We start from the raw sequence: 15,541 nt of genomic DNA, 5'->3' as shown, positions 1-15,541 counted from the left end.
TTGACATCCTCGCCGCCCTGAAGGACGGCGATTCCCGCCTACCGCGCCGCCTGTGGCTGCGGTGTCGAGTGGGTTCCTGCTTCGCCGCGCGGTGCCGGGACGAGTCCCGGTCTTACCTGCGCTCCACAGGCTGATGCCGCCAGTCCGGCGGCCTTGGCGACGTTGACCGCCGCGTTGATGTCCCGGTCCAGGACCGCCCCGCACGCCTGGCAGGTCCACTCTCGGATGTGGAGGGGCTTGGGGCCGTCCTTGACGCCGCACACGGAGCACACCCGGGAGGTCGGCTCGAACCGGCCGATCTTCACGAAGGTACGTCCGTACCGGGCGGCCTTGTACTCCAGCATGCTCACGAACGCCGACCATCCGGCGTCGTGCACGGACTTGGCCAGGCGCGTGCGCGCGAGTCCCTTCACCGCCAGGTCCTCCACGGCGACCGCTTGGTTGTCGCGGATCAGCTGTGTGGAGAGCTGGTGGTGGAACTCGCGGCGCGCGTCCGCGACACGGGCGTGTGCCCGTGCGACGCGGATCCTGGCCTTGTCCCGGTTCTTGCTGCCCTTCTCCTTGCGGGAGAGGGAGCGCTGCGCCTTCTTCAGGCGTTTTTCGGCCCGGCGCAGGAAGCGCGGGCTGTCGATCTTCGTCCCGTCGGAGAGGACCGCGAAGTGTCCGAGCCCGAGATCGATGCCCACCTCGGGCGCGACCTGGGGCAGGACTTCCTCCGGGCCGGTCTCCACGACGAAGGACGCGAAGTACCGGCCTGCCGCGTCCTTGACCACGGTCACCGTGGACGGCGTCGACGGCAGGGAGCGGGACCACTTCACCTTGACGTCGCCGATCTTCGGCAGACGCAGCCTGCCGCCCGGGGTGATCGACCAGCGGGCGTTCGCCGTGAACCGGACCGACTGCCGGGTGTCCCTCTTCGACTTGTACCGGGGCGCGCCCATGCGCGGGCGCTTGCCCTTCAGGCCGTCGAAGAAGTTCCGGTACGCGGCCTCCAGGTCGCGCAGCGACTGCTGGAGAACGACCGCCGACACCTCGCCGAGCCACGCCCGCTCCGGGGTGCTCTTCGCCTCGGTGATCAGCGCCTTCGACAGGTCGCCGGTCTTCGGGAACGGCAGCCCCTCGCTGCGGGCGGTCTCCCGAGCGCGAAGCGCGTCGTTGTAGACCACCCGCGCACACCCGAACGCCCTCGCCAACGCCATGCGCTGACCGACGCTCGGGTACAAGCGGAAGCTGTACCGAAGCTGCATGCGGATCATGGTACACAGTTGGTTTATGGGTATCGATGAGAACGTTCGTACTGGTCGTCACTGCGTCTTCCGCATGCATGTCCACTTGGTTTTCGTGACGAAGTACCGGCACTCCGTCTTCGTTGACCGGCACTTGACGCGGTGCGAGGAGATCATGCGGGCCGTGTGCGAGGACTTCGAGGCCGAGCTGGTCGAGTTCAACGGCGAGAACAACCACGTCCATCTCCTCGTGAACTTCCCGCCGAAGGTTGCCGTGTCCAGGCTGGTGAACTCCCTCAAAGGCGTGTCCTCCCGCAGGCTCCGCCAGGAGTTCCCCGACCTCGTCCGCCACTACTGGCGGGCACAGCGCCTGTGGTCCGGCTCGTACTTCGCCGGGTCCGTCGGCGGCGCGCCGCTCAGCATCGTGAAGCAGTACATCGAGCAGCAGAACCGGCCGCTCTGACCCGGGCCGAGGTGAACAGTGCAGATCCATGCCCACAGCTGAGGTCAGAGCAGCTCTCAGATTCGCCTCACCACCGGGCTGAAGCCCGGTGCACTGCCAATAGTCCCGGTAGCGCCGACGTGCGCCCGTACGCCCCTCCGATGGCCGCTCCCGGCTACGGAAAACGCTCCGCGCCCGGACAACTCCCCCGTAAGCGCAGCGACTTCGAACACCTGCCGCCCCGTGAGGCCTCGGTGGCCGCCCACATCGACCGCCTGCCGGACGGCGCGGCGATCGACACCAAGACCCTCGCCCGCGAACTGCCCGCCTACGGGCAGCAGGCGGTGCGGTCCGCGCTGAACGCGCTGTCGCGGGCCGGGCATCTGCGGCGGATGCGCGAGACCGTGGGCGAGGGCCGCACCCAGTGGGTGTACCGCACGTACTTCTCGCGGACGGCGCGGGACGACGCCTGGTGGGGGGCGTTCCTGCGGGAGGGCACGCCGCCCGGCGAGGCCCCCGGTACAGAACGGGAGCCGGGGCGCGCGAGACCGGGGCCCGGTCCCGGTCTTCGGCTGAGCGGCCGGACGCCCAGCCGGTCGACCGGTCGACCGCTCAGCCGCCCAGGCTGAGCGGAATCTCCTCGGCGCGCAGCTCCGCGACGGCCGGGCCGTACATCCGGGACTTGATGGTGCCCAGGGTGGGGCTCGCCTTGGCGGTCAGGGAGGCGGCGATCTCGATCGCGGTGGACCGGACGGCGTCCTCCTCCACCGCGCGGTCGACGATCCCGGCGGCCAGCGCGTCCTGTCCGCCGTAGCGGCGGGCGGTGGTCATGGACTCGTGGGCCGTCTGCGGGGTCAGCCGGGCCTGGATGAGGGCGGACATGCCGGGGGTGAAGGGGATGTGGATGTCGGCCTCGGGCAGGCACCAGAAGCCCCGGTCGGCGCGCATCACGCGGAAGTCGTGGGCCAGGGAGAGCATCGCGCCGGCGGCGAAGGTGTGGCCCTGGAGGGCGGCCACGGTGATCAGCGGCAGGGTCAGCACCCGGGCGAAGAGGTCCTGGACGCTCGCGGCGTACTCGGCGGCCTTGCCGGTGTTGGCCAGCAGCCATTCGAGGTCGAGGCCGTTGGAGAAGAACTTGCCGGTCGCCGCGGTGACCAGGGCGCGCGGCCCCTCGGTCTTCTCTACCTCGTCGAGCAGGGCGTTGACGGAGGTGAGCCAGTCGGGGTGGAAGCGGTTCTCGCCGTCCCCGAGGTCGAGGACGAAGACGTCGCCTTGGCGGTCGAGCGCGGGCATGGCTGCTCCTTCGGGCGGGAGTGGAACCGGCCTCGTCCTGTCGTGATCTTCCCCAACGAGAACCTACTGACCGGTAACGGCGATGGCCGCATGCTACCCAGCCACTCCCCCGGCCACATCCCCCGGCACCGGACCGTCGGACCTCACTCATCGGACAAAAGGGTCTTAGCATATGCCCTATGGGGTGTCACCGGAGAGGAAACAGGCGCTCTCCCCCGGCGGGCGCCCAGGCCGGGTAGCGTGCCCGGTCCACAGCGACGAGGAGACGTGATGGAGCAGGGCCAGGGGGCACAGCGGCACGGGGAACGGCCCCGCACCGACCCGCCGACCGGCCCGCATGCCGACCCCGCCCCGCAGACCGACCCCGGCCGGGAGGCCGAGGCCGCCGAGTTCACCGAGCAGATCCGGTCGCTGACCCGCGCCCAGCAGCGGCTGCAGAGCCTGCTCGACGCCGTGCTGGCCATCAGCAGCGAGCTGGAGCTGCCCGTGGTGCTGCGCCGCATCGTCACCACGGCGATGGAGCTGGTGGACGCCCGCTACGGCGCGCTCGGCGTACTGGACGACAGCGGCGAGAGGCTGGAGCGGTTCATCCCCGTCGGGCTGAGCGACGAGGAGGAGGCCGCGCTCGCCGGTGTGGAGCTGCCCCGGGGCCACGGCCTGCTCGGGCACCTGATCCACAACCCCGAACCGCTGCGGGTCGAGCACATCGGAGCCCACCCCAACTCCTCGGGCTTCCCGCCCGGACATCCGCCGATGCGCACCCTGCTCGGCGTGGCGATCAGCGTGCGGGGCGAGATCTACGGCGACCTGTACCTGACCGACCGGCGCGACGGCCTCCCCTTCGACGCCCAGGACGAGAACATCGTCGTCGCGCTGGCGGGCGCCGCGGGCGTGGCGATCGAGAACGCCCGGCTGTTCGAGCAGGTCCGCTCCGGCGCCGAGAACTTCCAGCGCCTGCTGCTGCCCCGGCTCCCCGACCTCCACCCGTTCAGCGGATCGGCCGTCTACCGGCCCGCGACCGCCCCCGGGCAGCTCGGCGGCGACTGGTACGACGTCATCCTGCTGCCGGACCAGTCCTGCGCGGCCGTCATCGGGGACGTCGTCGGGCACGACCTGAAGGCCGCGGCCTCCATGGCCCAGACCCGCAACATGCTCCGCGCGCTGCTGTACGACCGGCGCACCCCGCCGAGCCTGGTCCTCTCCCAGCTCGACCGAACACTCCACGCGATCACCGAGAGCTCCGTCACCACCGCCTGCCTGGCCCGTATCGAGCCGGAGGGGGACGGCTGGTGCCTGCACTGGAGCAGCGCGGGCCATCTGCCGCCGCTGGTGATCACACCGGACCGGAGGACGGTCTATCTGCACGCCGACCCCGGCGTGCCGCTCGGGGTGGACACCCGGCAGCCCCGCCCCGACCACACCCACCCCCTGCCGGGCGGGAGCACGGTGGTCCTCTTCACGGACGGGCTGGTGGAACACCCGAGCCGCCCGCTGGACGTGTGCATGGACGAGCTCGCCGAGGTGGCCGCCGCCCACGCCGGGGAGCCGCCGGACAAGCTGTGCCGGATCCTGGCCGACAACCACACCAGCGACGGCCACGACGACCTGGCCGTCCTCGTCCTGCGCACTCCCGGCCCGCAGGCCTGATCCTCACCGCTGTCTTTGCACCGGATAGGTTGACCCTGTTGATCATGCGCCCGGCCGCGGCGGACGCGGGGACGGGTGCGCCCGGATGGGGGAGACCGTGATCGAGACCACTGTGAGCGTGTTCCAGCTGCTGCTCGGCCTGCTGTTCCTGGGGGTGGGATGGGACGGCCTGCGCAGGCCGGGCGAAGCCTCCCCGCCGGGACGGGGCCGTCCGGAATGGGTGGTGCGGTGCCGTGCCGGAGGCTTCGTGCTGATGGGGCTGGGCCTGGCCGTGGAAGCCGGACTGGAGCTGCTGGGGCGTCCGGAGGTTCCGGCGGTGGACGCCGTGCGCGCGGTCGGCGCGGTCCTCGTGATCTGTTCCCTCGCGGCGTCGGGCGTGCTGTGGATGCGGGAACGCGCCGGCGGCCGGCCGCGACCGGACGGCGGTTCGCCGTAGAAGACGGCGGGCGGCCCAGACCCATGAGGGCCTGGGCCGCCCGCCGCCCGCCGCCCATGCGGCGAGGGGCTTCGGGTCAGCCGAAGTCCACGTCGCTGCAGATGTAGTAGACCTGGTCGGCGTGCGAGGCCTTCCAGATCGTGTAGACGATGTGGTGCCCGCTGCGGCCGGGGGCGCTGACGTCCACCCTGATGTCCGAGGCGGGTGCGTACCTGCCGGTCGTCTCGATCAGCTCCAGGTCGCCCCAGCCCAGCCGCTGGGTGGTGGGGTCGAAGCCCTGGCGGGTGACGTAGATCTGCAGGTAGTCGGCGCCGTGCCGGGCCTGGTCGCGCAGGTGCACGGTGAAGTCGCTGCCGATGTTCGTCTTCTTCCACTGGCCGGGGACGTCCATCGCGCGGTAGCGGCCGTCGCTGGTGTGCCCGGCGCTGCACAGCTGGCCGTCGGGGACGAACGCCTGGTGGTTGCCGCCGACGTTGTCGCGGTAGAGGCCGTTCCAGTTCCACATGGCGTTGGTGTCGGTCTGCCACGCCTGCCAGCACATCGGGTCTTCCCGCTGCATGGCCGGGTTCTGGAAGTCGCTGCCCCAGCGCAGCCAGCAGCCGTAGTTGCGGGAGGCGGGGTCGATGACCGAGCCGTGGGCGGAGGCGGTCCCGGCCCACGGAAGCATGCCGAGCAGCACGGCGGCCAGCACGGCGAGGAGGCGGGCCGTCCAGCGGCCACCTAAGACGCGCTCATGACAATTCATCGCGGACACTTCGCTTTCATGCTGTGAGGGGATGCGGGGGCGTGACCTGGGAGCGCTCCCAGGTCATCATTCGTGCGTTCCCCCGCAGCAACCGGACCGAAACACATTCGACAGCAATTCGACAGAAATCAACTTCCGGGCCACCGGACGCGGCCACGCGCACCATGGCACCGCCAGCACCGCCAGCACCGCCAGCACCGCCGACGCCGCCGACACCGTGGCATCGTCGGCGCCGTGTCCTTCGACCACAACGACCACTACCACCGGCTGCTGCTGCGCCAGATGCCTCCCGGCTGCCGTACCGCCCTCGACGTCGGCTGCGGGACCGGGCGCTTCGCCCGGCTGCTCGCCGGGCGGGGCATCGAGGTGGACGGGATCGACGTATCGGCCGAGGTGATCGAGACCGCCCGCGAGGCGTCGGCCGGCCTGCCGCCACGGCACCGGCCGGACTTCCGCCACATGGACGCCACCCGCGCCCGACTACCGCCCGGGCGATACGACTTCATCTCCTGCCTGGCCGCCCTCCACCACATGCCGTTCGGCACCGTCGCCGCACTGCGGGACGCGCTGGCGCCCGGCGGCGTCCTGGCCGTACTGGGCTGCTACCGGGAGGCGTCCCCGGCCGACCGGGCCTGGAGCCTGGCCGCCGTGCCCGTCAACGCGGCCGCCCGGATCGCGGTCGCCGCACGGGAGGCGGCCCGTCCGCGCGGCGGCCGCGATCCCGGCCCGCCGACCGCCAAGGCGCCGGTGAGGCGGCCGGAGGCGACGCTGGAGGAGATACGGCGGGAGGCGGCCGTACCGCTGCCCGGCGCGACCCTGCGCAGGCTGCTGTTCTGGCGGTATCTGCTGGTCTTCCGCAAGCCCGGCGCGGACGGCTGACCCGCCCGGCCGCCCCTTCGGCGGCCGGCCGGTCCGTCGGCCTACGAGCCGCCGAGAGCGCCCTCTTGCCTCCCCCCGTACAGCCGGTCGAGGCCGACGAGCAGCACCTCGCCGTCCGCCTCCGCCGCGCGCAGGGCGGGGGTGAAGCCCGCCCCGGAGTAGCAGGCGGGACGGGTGCGCGCGGTGTCCTCACCGTGGGCGGCGAGATGGGCGATCAGCCGGCGCAGCCGCTCCAGGTGGGTCACGTCCAGCACCTCGTCCCAGCGGGCCAGCCCGACCGACAGCAGCGCGCCGGGGCGCTCCCCGGCCGGCCCCCGCACCACCACCTCGGCGGCGGGCGCGGCCTCCGGCGGAGGGTGGGCCGGGGAACCGTGGAACGCCGTGGCGGGCTCCTCCCCGAAGACCCCGGGGCCGGCGTACCGCACCGCCCAGTCCCGGCACACCTGGGCGAAGTGCGGCGCCGCCACCCGCGCCCCGAAGTCGGGAAGCGCCCGGCGCCACAGGGCGGCGGGGTCCTCCCGCTCCGCCGACGGGCGCCGCGGCCGGACGACCGCGTACTCGAAGGCGAGCAGCGGCTCGGCGATCCGCAGCCGGGTGACGTTCGGGCGCAGCGCGTCGGGTTCGGCGCCCAGCAGGCCGCTCTCGTGCAGCAGTTCCAGGCAGCGGGAGACGTCGGGCAGCGGGACCTCCACGCGCTCGGCGATCTCGCCGGCCGTGGAGTGGCCCGAGGCGACGGCGGCGAGCACGGAGTGGCTCAGGGCGCGGTCGAGGTGGTCGGTCTCCTCCACCACCAGCAGCCGCGCCTCGCGGTACAGGGGCGTGCCCGGGTCCAGGGCCGTCCGGCACACCCAGGCGTCGAAGTCGTCCGGCCCACTGGGGGTGTCACCGCGGACGTGGTCGTACCGGTAGGCGGGGGTGCCGCCCACCACGGCGTGCACCAGGAACGCCAGGCGGGGGTCGTCCAGGTCCCACATGCGCGCGGCCTGCCGGAAGTCCGGCGGGCGCACCTCCATCTCCAGGTCCGCCAGCCCGTGCAGCGGCGAGGGGCCGCTGAACAGCCGGCGCATCACCGGCAGGTCGCTGCCGCACAGCAGCAGCCGGGGCCGGGCCCCGCCGTCCTCCCCGCCCGCCGCCACCGCCGCGCTCCGGCGGTGCAGGGCGGCGCAGATCACGGACGGCAGCGAAGGGCTCTGCCGCACCAGGCGGGGGAACTCGTCGACCACGACCGGCAGCGGCCGGCCCTCCCCCAGCCCCAGCAGGGCGTCCACGGCCGCCTCCCAGTCGCGCGGGCGGCCTCGCGCGGGTGCGCCGGCGGACTCGGCGGCCCCGGCGTACTCGGCGGACTCGGCGGACTCGGCGTACTCGGCGATCCGCTCGCCCAGCATGCGCAGGGACTCCGACCGCACCGCCTCCTGCGCGCCGAACCAGAAGCCGCCGGCGGCCTCGGTGAGCGCCCGCAGCAGATGCGTCTTGCCCTGCCGCAGCCGTCCCGAGACGACACCGAGGCCGGGTCCGGGGCGGGAGTCGGAGGCGAAGGCGGCGAGCGCCTCCCACTCGGCGTCGCGGCCGAGGACCGTATCCGGCTTGGCGTACCGGAGGGCGTCGGTGCGGGACACGGGCCGCTCCCATCGGTCGATGGCGCTCCTCCTTCCCATTACACCTCCGGCCACCGGCCGCCGCGACGCGCGTACGTCCGCCCGCGGGGCGAGGATGGGGACGACGGGCCGGGGCCGGGAGCCGAGGAGGGCGGAACCATGGCACGAGACGGGAGCGCCGCGCGACACGGCGGACCGCGCGACGAACCGGACGGCGGGCCGCGTGGCGGGCACCGCTCCGTCCCGCACACCGCCGACCTGCGGGTGGAGGCGTGGGCCCCGACCCGCGAGGAATGCCTGGCGCACGCGGTGCGCGGCGTCTGCGAGTCGTTCGTGGACCTGTCGGGGGCCGTCGGCCGGCGCCGCAGGGACGTCGAGGTGCGGGCGGAGACGGACGAGGACCTGCTGGTGGCCCTGCTGGACGAGGTGGTGTACCGGCTCGACGCCGACGGCGAGGTGCCGGTGGACGCGGAACCGGCCGCCGTGCCCGGCGGGATGCGGGCCGTACTGCACATGGCCGACGTCGGCACGCTCGCGGAGACGGGCGCGGCGCCCAAGGCCGTCACGCTGCACGGGCTGAGCTTCGGCCGAGGAGAACACGGCTGGGAGTGCTCGGTGACGCTCGACGTCTGAGCGGACGCGCCGGACGGGCCCGGACGGGTCCGGGCGGGTCCGGACGGGCCGGGTGCTCCGAGCGGGTGACCGCGCGGGCCCGCCGCAATACCATGGACCTCAGGACAGGGACGAAACGGCCATATCCGGCCACCGGTTCCGTACGGCGTCCCGCGGCGCCCCCAGGGCGCCACGACCTCTTTCTCCGAGGGGGGAAGATCCATGTCCGCCACACACGCGGCCGAGTTCGAGCACGTCATCCACACCGCGAACATCTGGCTCAAGGCGGTGTCCGAAGCCCTGGGGACTCAGGACCGGCACCTGGCCAACCGTGTCCTGCGCACCTGGCTGCACACCCTCCGCGACCGGCTCACCGTCGACGCCGCCGCCCACTTCGCCGCCCAGCTCCCCGAACTGCTGCGCGGCGTCTACTACGACGGCTGGGTCCCCAGCGCCGCGCCGGTCAAGTACGACCGCGAGGCCTATGTGAACCGCTTCGCCCAGGAGGCCCTGGTGAGCACCGAGGCCGTCCCCCGGATCGCCCCGGCGGTCACCGAGGTCGTGCGCGGCCACCTGTCGCCCGGCCAGCTGGAGCGGGCGCTCGACCAGCTCCCGCACGACGTCCGCGCCGTCCTCGAAACCGCGCCGGTCCCGGCCCCGGCGGGCTGAGCGAGCACCGGCTCGCACCGGTGCCGGCAGCCCGGCCACCGGAACGCACCCGGAGGGGACCGTGGACATCACCCTGACCGAGGAGAGCCCGTTCCGCTTCCGCATCGAGCGGCGGGGCGCGATGCGCGTGCCGGGAACCGTGTTCGCCACCCGCGACCTGCTGCCCGAGGCGGCGGGCGACCAGGCGCTGGAACAGGTGGCCAACGTGGCCACCCTCCCCGGCATCGTCCGCGCCTCCTTCGCCATGCCCGACGTCCACTGGGGGTACGGCTTCCCGATCGGCGGGGTGGCCGCCACCGACATCGACGCCGTCGGCGTGGTCTCGCCCGGCGGCGTGGGCTTCGACATCTCCTGCGGGGTGCGCCTGCTGGCCGCCGGCATCGACCGCGACGCCCTGGCACCCCGCCTGCGGGAACTGATGGACACCCTCGGCGACACCGTCCCGCGCGGCACCGGACCCGGCGGGCTGTGGAAACTCTCCGGACGCCCGCAGATGGACGAACTGCTGGCCCGGGGCGCCCGGTACGCCGTCGAACAGGGCCACGGCGTGCCGCGCGACCTGACCTTCTGCGAGGACTACGGCGCCCTGGAGGACGCCGACCCCTCCCAGGTGGGGGCGCGGGCCGTGGAACGCGGCCTCCGGCAGGTCGGCAGCCTGGGCTCGGGCAACCACTTCCTGGAGGTGCAGGCCGTTGACCGGGTCCACGACGAGAAGACCGCCGCCGCCTTCGGGCTGCGCCCCGGCGGGGTGTGCGTGATGATCCACTGCGGCTCCCGGGGCCTGGGCCACCAGGTGTGCACCGACCACGTCCGCGTCATGGACCGCTCGCTGCGCCGCTTCGGCATCTCCCTGCCGGACCGGCAGCTCGCCTGCGCGCCGGTCGTCTCCCCGGAGGGGCGGGCGTACCTGGGCGCCATGGCCGCCGCCGCCAACTACGGCCGCGCCAACCGCCAGTTGCTCACCGAGGCCGTGCGCCGTGCCTTCACCTCGGCGGCGGGGGCCGGGGTGGAGCTGGTCTACGACGTCTCCCACAACATGGCGAAGACCGAGACCCACCAGGTGGACGGCGTACCGCGCCGCCTGTGCGTCCACCGCAAGGGCGCCACCCGCGCGCTGCCGCCCGGCCACCCCGACCTGCCCGGGGAACTCTCCGGCGCCGGGCAGCCGGTGCTCATCCCCGGCACCATGGGCACCGCCTCCTACGTCCTGGTCGGCGAGAGGGACAACGACGCCTTCCACTCCACCTGTCACGGCGCCGGCCGGGTCTGGAGCCGCCACCAGGCGCTGCGCCGGGTCCGCGGCGAGGAACTGCGCGGCCGGCTGGAGGCCGGCGGCGTCGCCGTCCGCCCCTCCTCCTGGCGCGGCCTGGCCGAGGAGACCCCGGAGGCCTACAAGGACGTCGACGCCGTCGCCGCCGCCACCGAGGGCGCGGGCCTGGCCCACCTGGTCGCCCGCCTGGTCCCACTGGGCGTCGTCAAGGGCTGAGGGGGCCGGTGCCCGTCGGTCACCGCACGGGCACCGGGCAAACCACAAGGGCGCCGGAAGGCGCGGCGGACGTGCCCGTCTCGCCGCCCACCCGAGCAAACACCGCGATGACAAGCGGTCGGGCCTCGGCTTCCTGCCGCCCGAACTCCCCGACCCGATCCGGTTCCCGTCGAGGAGCCTCGGATAACGGCGAACGTATTACACGGAACGCAAAAGTTTACCGAGATACATCTGCACGTGCAGATGCACATGCAGCTGCACGTGAACTCGACTATAGTGCGGGGAAGTTGGAGTGATCGGCCAGTAGTCGTCCACATGTCCGCAGGAGGTCTCGATGACCCTCGCGTGCATCGGTACGGCGCTCGGGGCGCACACTGAGGCAGCCCGGCGCAGCCGCACCCGGAGAGCGCATTTCCCTCCGCCCACGTCCGTCGGTGGTGCGCTGTACGACGGAGGCATCGCTCCCGGTGGCTGACCCGGCCGACCGAGCGAGAAGACCCCGCGACCGCGTCGGCCGGAGAGCCGGACGCATCGCACGAACTCCCGGCCGCCGATGAGCCCCGGATTCTTCGGCACCTGCGCGGACCACGCCCCCCGCCGACAGGGCTCCGTCATCTTCGGCGCACCATGCACCGGCGCGGTGGAGGCCGAGACAGACTCCGCTCCCCTTACGCGCCAGAGAGCCCGCGCCCCGACCCCAGGTTTCCTAGGCCACTGGGTCGGGTGGGGCTCTCTGCGCGGTGACCTCGCAAGCCCGCGAAGAACCTGGAAGGAACACCAGTCATGCAGCATAAGCGCAACGGCGTCTCCGCCACTCAGCGAGCCAGGGCTGCCCTGCGGCGCCTCGCCCGATGGGGGTTCCGGGGCCGCCGCATCGCCGCCGACCACCTCCTGCGGGGCGTCTGTTCCGGTATCGGAACCGCCGCAGTGGGACTGGCCGTGGTCTGGCTCCAGTCCCGCCACTGACAGCACTCGGGTCAGGGGCCCCGGCTCGTCGGAGCCCCTGACCCATCCACCGGCCTACACGAGAGGCCCGAAATTTCTTCCCTGCGGGATGAGGAATGAATTAATCGACGAGCCGGGCCGGACGGAGGCCGCCGGCCCGGTTGCGCTCCCTCGCCCGCTCACGCAGCGCCCGCGAGTGACAGCCACGTACGCACGCGCGGTGAGCCACGTACGGCGCCGAGCAAGGCAGCACGCGCAGCAACAACAACTTGACAAGAAGCAGCCCGCCCTCCCCCCTTCGCCACCTGCGCGCTCGGGTGCGTCGATGCAGAACAGCTTGAACAGGTCGGCGGTGGCGACCCGGTGGGCGTTGCCCAGGCGCAAGACCGTGCACGGACACTGGCCGCGCTTGGCGAGGTCCTACCCCGTGGTCCGACTGAGGGTCAGGCCCACAGGACGCATCCTTGCCTTTTGTGGTCACAGAGGATCTGTACCTTGCAAGGCAATCCGCCCGTGCCTGGCGGACAAGACACACGCCGCATAATCCCTCCACCCAAATAACAAAAGTTTTGTTAGAGTGGCTGCATGGCCATCACCCCCGAACCCGCTCCTGGCGAAGGCCCCGTCCGTCCGGTCTCCGTCTCCCTCCACGAAGGCACCATCGCCGCCCTCAAGGCACGCACTGGCAAGCGCGGCATGTCCGCCTATGTCGAAGCCCTCGTCCAGCGCCAACTCGAACGCGAGCGGCTGCACGAACTCATCGAAGATGCGGAAGCCGAACACGGTCCCGTCGACCAGGCAGCCGTCGAGGCCAAGCGGGCACTCCTGCGCAGCAGTGCTGCCGGCTCGGCGGACGCCGCGTGAGCGGCACCCTCGTTCTGGACTGCGAAGGCCTGTCCAAAGTCGTACGGCGCACACCCGAACTCACCGAATGGCTCGCTGCCGCCGAGGCCGAGGACATCCGCGTCATCACCAGTTCCGTCACCATCGTCGAAGCCCGCGACCCCAAGATTAAACAGGCCCGCTTCGATTACGCCGTCTCACGGGTAAACATCATTCCGCCCACCGAAGCGATCGCCCGCCACGCCAGCAAACTCCTCGCCGCGGCCGGCCTCCACGGCCACAAATACGCCCTCGACGCCATCGTGGCCGCCACCGCACTGGCCTCACCCTCCCCCGTGACCGTCCTGACCTCGGACCCCGAGGACCTCCTGATGCTGTGCGGCCCTGACACCCGTGTGATCAAGATCTGACGCAGTGCGATCCTGACCCAGCCACAGCCTCCGACTCCCTGCTGATCGGCACACCTCTGCCCATTCATTTGGGCGCCCACTGTCGGTGCACTGAAGCAGGCTCTCCTTCCGCACGGTCCGGGCCGCCGGTAGCACCGGGGGAACCAGCCGCAACTCACGCACTTCCCCGTCCGGGAGCGCGCCAGTACCGCGCTCACCAGCGGTGATCTCCTCCTTAGCATGCGCTCCCGCCAGGTTGCGCACCAAACGGGTCCCCGGAGTCTCCCGCATGGCCATCGAGCCCGAACTCGCCCCCCCCTTTTCGACTTCCTGTGCGAGCACAGCCCCAGCAAGAGCCGCGTCATGGCCTTGATCGGTCCACACGCCGGCCCCCGTTCTCTCACCGGAGTGCTGACCTGCAAGGACAAGCGTCACGCATACCAGGCGGTCCAGCTACTGCGCGTCGTGCTGGCCTCCCGCGACACCGAGCACAGTCACTTGCCCGAGCATCGCGACGACTACGACTGGAACGCATGCTCCGATCTGTTCTTCCAGGACCATGATGTCCTCATGCTGTTCGACGCACGCTTCGACGGCGTCGACGACCCGGACGGTGACGTGAACCAGCGTCTGGGCATGGGTGACCTACGTGCGGCAGCGTGGTTCGAGCCGTTCGGATACCCGCCTGTCCGGGACCCCAGGCGCGGCTTCCGACGCTGACGAGAGCGCAGGAGCTTGTGAAGATGAATCTGAAGCATTCTGGACCTGGTAACTCTCCAACCAGCCTGGTGCGGTTGACGTCTTCACTCGGCGATCGGTTGTCGTCCGCCGCAAGAAGCGCACGCCGAGCATGAACGACTCCGTCTCGCCACATGAAATAGCCGGTTGAATCACCTGTCCGGAAAACGCGAGGCCCCTCAAGGTCCCCAGAAACTCGGTGACCCGCTTCATCCCCGTCGATACGGTCTTCCCGTCCATCCTGGCCGCCCTGGAGGAGCAGACGTGACGCAGCAGAACACGGACGAGCGGCCGGGCATCGCCGCTGCCATCGTGGTGCACGAGGGACGCGTGCTCATGGTGCGTCGCCGGGTCAGCGAGGGACAGCTCTCCTGGCAGTTCCCGGCCGGAGAGGTCGAGCCCGGTGAGTCCCGCGAGGACGCCGCTGTGCGGGAGACCAAGGAGGAGACCGGCCTCGACGTGGCCGCCGTGAAACTGCTCGGCGAGCGGGTCCACCCGAAGACGGGCCGGCTGATGTCGTACACCGCTTGCGATGTGGTGGGCGGCACCGCCCACGTCGCGGACACCGAGGAACTGGCCGAACTCGCCTGGGTCGCCCATGGGGAGATCCCGCAGTACGTGCCGTACGGACTGTTCGAGCCGGTGCAGGAATACCTCGACGCGGCTCTGCTTTCCTGAACGGCCTCGGGCCGCACTGAACGCTTCTCATCCTGTGGTTCGTGGGTGATGGCGGCTGGTGGTCGGGGGGCCGTAACGCGGCAGGGCTCCTGGTCGTTGCGGCTGGTGATCTCACTCGCCAACGTCTCGACACAGGAGCCCTGTTGGTCCCGTATCGTGCCATGCTCGACGTCCCCCACGAAGTCGTGGAGCACGTTTCCTGGCTCATCTACGCCCGAAGGCGTGAGCTGAACTCCCGCTGGCGGAAGCTGGGCTGCTTCCGCCAGGCCCTGCTGGTCCTGGTGCACCTGCGCAAGAACGAGACCCTGGCCCAGGCCGCAGCGGGGTTCGGCATCTCCACCGCCACCGCCGGCCGGTACGTGAGCGAAACGGTCGACCTCCTCGCCGAGCGCGCCCCGAGCCTGCACGAGGCCCTGCGCGAGCTGCCGCCGGAGGGGTTCGTCATCCTCGACGGCACTTTGATCACTACCAACCGCATCGCGGCGGACGAGCCGTACTACTCGCAGAAGCACCGCCGCCACGGGATGAACGTGCAGGTCATCGCCCGCCCGGACGGCACCCCGCTCTGGTTCTCCCGCGCGACACCGGGCCGCACGCACGACCTGACCGCAGCCCGCGCCCACGGTGTGATCCAAGCCTGCCTGTCCCGTCAGCTCCTCGTCCTGGCCGACCGCGCCTACCAGGGCGCCGGCGCGACCGTCCGCACCCCCTACTACGGTCATCGCGACCTGCCCGAGCACTACCAGCAGTACAACCGCGACCACGCCCGGCTGCGCGCCCCGGGCGAACGCGCCTTCGCCCGCCTCAAGCAATGGCGGATCCTCCGCAAGGCCCGGTGCAGCACCAACCGCATCGGTCGCACGGTCGCCGCCGTTCACGCCATCGAGATCGCCTGGCGCTCAGGATGAGAAGCGTTCA

18 protein-coding genes and 1 pseudogene are annotated in these 15,541 nt (G+C 71.7%); 15 read left to right on the top strand and 4 right to left on the bottom strand.

Features of this window, described 5'->3' with window-relative positions:
- Positions 1 to 38 precede the first annotated feature (38 nt).
- Positions 39 to 1,247 carry an RNA-guided endonuclease InsQ/TnpB family protein gene (locus CUT83_RS08420; protein WP_101255106.1) on the bottom strand — a complete coding sequence of 403 codons (1,209 nt, stop codon included), beginning with the start codon at positions 1,245 to 1,247 and terminating at the stop codon, positions 39 to 41.
- A 25-nt stretch (positions 1,248 to 1,272) separates the two neighbouring features.
- Between CUT83_RS08420 and tnpA the strand changes: the two genes are divergently transcribed.
- On the top strand, positions 1,273 to 1,689 hold the full coding sequence (gene tnpA / locus CUT83_RS08415) for an IS200/IS605 family transposase (RefSeq protein WP_093850225.1): 417 nt from the start codon (positions 1,273 to 1,275) through the stop codon (positions 1,687 to 1,689).
- Between the two features lie 140 nt (positions 1,690 to 1,829).
- Positions 1,830 to 2,297 (top strand): hypothetical protein, encoded by a 468-nt coding sequence (locus CUT83_RS08410; RefSeq protein WP_143688517.1) that lies wholly within the window; start codon positions 1,830 to 1,832, stop codon positions 2,295 to 2,297.
- On the opposite strand, the gene CUT83_RS08405 is transcribed toward CUT83_RS08410, so the two are convergent.
- Positions 2,281 to 2,961 carry an enoyl-CoA hydratase-related protein gene (locus CUT83_RS08405; RefSeq protein WP_101255261.1) on the bottom strand — a complete coding sequence of 227 codons (681 nt, stop codon included), beginning with the start codon at positions 2,959 to 2,961 and terminating at the stop codon, positions 2,281 to 2,283. The two genes, CUT83_RS08410 and CUT83_RS08405, sit on opposite strands and share 17 nt — an antisense overlap.
- 270 nt (positions 2,962 to 3,231) lie before the next feature.
- Here CUT83_RS08405 and CUT83_RS08400 point away from each other — a divergent pair, with 270 nt between their 5' ends.
- Both CUT83_RS08400 and CUT83_RS08395 read left to right on the top strand, forming a co-directional pair.
- A complete protein-coding gene (locus CUT83_RS08400) occupies positions 3,232 to 4,608 on the top strand; it encodes a PP2C family protein-serine/threonine phosphatase (RefSeq protein ID WP_101255260.1) in 1,377 nt (458 codons plus the stop codon).
- 97 nt (positions 4,609 to 4,705) lie between these two features.
- Entirely contained in the window at positions 4,706 to 5,044 is a 339-nt protein-coding gene (locus tag CUT83_RS08395) for a hypothetical protein (RefSeq protein ID WP_143688516.1), read from the top strand.
- Positions 5,045 to 5,120: 76 nt separating this feature from the next.
- Here CUT83_RS08395 and CUT83_RS08390 read toward each other — a convergent pair whose 3' ends face one another.
- Positions 5,121 to 5,789 (bottom strand): lytic polysaccharide monooxygenase auxiliary activity family 9 protein, encoded by a 669-nt coding sequence (locus CUT83_RS08390; RefSeq protein ID WP_101255264.1) that lies wholly within the window; start codon positions 5,787 to 5,789, stop codon positions 5,121 to 5,123.
- Positions 5,790 to 6,023: 234 nt separating this feature from the next.
- Here CUT83_RS08390 and CUT83_RS08385 point away from each other — a divergent pair, with 234 nt between their 5' ends.
- Positions 6,024 to 6,668, top strand: a complete 645-nt coding sequence (locus CUT83_RS08385) for a class I SAM-dependent methyltransferase (RefSeq protein WP_101255258.1) — start codon at positions 6,024 to 6,026, stop codon at positions 6,666 to 6,668.
- 41 nt (positions 6,669 to 6,709) lie between these two features.
- Here the strand turns inward: CUT83_RS08385 and CUT83_RS08380 are convergent, their stop codons facing one another.
- Positions 6,710 to 8,284 carry an AAA family ATPase gene (locus CUT83_RS08380; protein WP_101255257.1) on the bottom strand — a complete coding sequence of 525 codons (1,575 nt, stop codon included), beginning with the start codon at positions 8,282 to 8,284 and terminating at the stop codon, positions 6,710 to 6,712.
- A gap of 138 nt (positions 8,285 to 8,422) precedes the next feature.
- On the opposite strand from CUT83_RS08380, the gene CUT83_RS08375 reads away from it, so the two are divergent.
- From CUT83_RS08375 to CUT83_RS08330, 10 genes and pseudogenes are all read left to right on the top strand, one after another.
- Positions 8,423 to 8,896, top strand: coding sequence for an archease (locus CUT83_RS08375; RefSeq protein WP_101255256.1), 474 nt, complete (start codon positions 8,423 to 8,425; stop codon positions 8,894 to 8,896).
- Between the two features lie 201 nt (positions 8,897 to 9,097).
- The gene (locus CUT83_RS08370; RefSeq protein WP_101255255.1) at positions 9,098 to 9,544 is read left to right on the top strand and encodes a DUF2267 domain-containing protein; all 447 of its coding nucleotides are present in this window, start codon (positions 9,098 to 9,100) and stop codon (positions 9,542 to 9,544) included.
- A 61-nt stretch (positions 9,545 to 9,605) separates the two neighbouring features.
- On the top strand, positions 9,606 to 11,030 hold the full coding sequence (locus CUT83_RS08365) for an RtcB family protein (protein WP_338104341.1): 1,425 nt from the start codon (positions 9,606 to 9,608) through the stop codon (positions 11,028 to 11,030).
- 783 nt (positions 11,031 to 11,813) lie between these two features.
- Positions 11,814 to 11,996 (top strand): hypothetical protein, encoded by a 183-nt coding sequence (locus tag CUT83_RS08360; protein WP_101255254.1) that lies wholly within the window; start codon positions 11,814 to 11,816, stop codon positions 11,994 to 11,996.
- 564 nt (positions 11,997 to 12,560) lie between these two features.
- The gene (locus CUT83_RS08355) at positions 12,561 to 12,839 is read left to right on the top strand and encodes a hypothetical protein (protein ID WP_101255253.1); all 279 of its coding nucleotides are present in this window, start codon (positions 12,561 to 12,563) and stop codon (positions 12,837 to 12,839) included.
- Positions 12,836 to 13,228, top strand: coding sequence for a type II toxin-antitoxin system VapC family toxin (locus CUT83_RS08350; RefSeq protein ID WP_101255252.1), 393 nt, complete (start codon positions 12,836 to 12,838; stop codon positions 13,226 to 13,228). The genes CUT83_RS08355 and CUT83_RS08350 overlap by 4 nt, the downstream gene beginning before the upstream one ends.
- Before the next feature lie 387 nt (positions 13,229 to 13,615).
- Positions 13,616 to 13,927: a hypothetical protein gene (locus CUT83_RS08345; protein WP_143688515.1), complete on the top strand. Its 312-nt coding sequence runs from the start codon at positions 13,616 to 13,618 to the stop codon at positions 13,925 to 13,927.
- 199 nt (positions 13,928 to 14,126) lie between these two features.
- A pseudogene (locus CUT83_RS30830) lies at positions 14,127 to 14,213 on the top strand (NUDIX hydrolase); the annotation flags it as partial.
- Positions 14,210 to 14,623: an NUDIX hydrolase gene (locus tag CUT83_RS08335; protein ID WP_101255250.1), complete on the top strand. Its 414-nt coding sequence runs from the start codon at positions 14,210 to 14,212 to the stop codon at positions 14,621 to 14,623. The pseudogene CUT83_RS30830 and the gene CUT83_RS08335, both read left to right, overlap by 4 nt.
- A gap of 161 nt (positions 14,624 to 14,784) precedes the next feature.
- Positions 14,785 to 15,531 (top strand): transposase family protein, encoded by a 747-nt coding sequence (locus tag CUT83_RS08330; protein ID WP_101254054.1) that lies wholly within the window; start codon positions 14,785 to 14,787, stop codon positions 15,529 to 15,531.
- The last annotated feature ends 10 nt before the right edge of the window (positions 15,532 to 15,541 follow it).

The sequence above is a fragment of the Streptomyces barkulensis genome (assembly GCF_002843305.1).
GTDB lineage: Bacteria > Actinomycetota > Actinomycetes > Streptomycetales > Streptomycetaceae > Streptomyces > Streptomyces barkulensis.
This window is presented reverse-complemented; position numbering and strand designations above follow the sequence as displayed.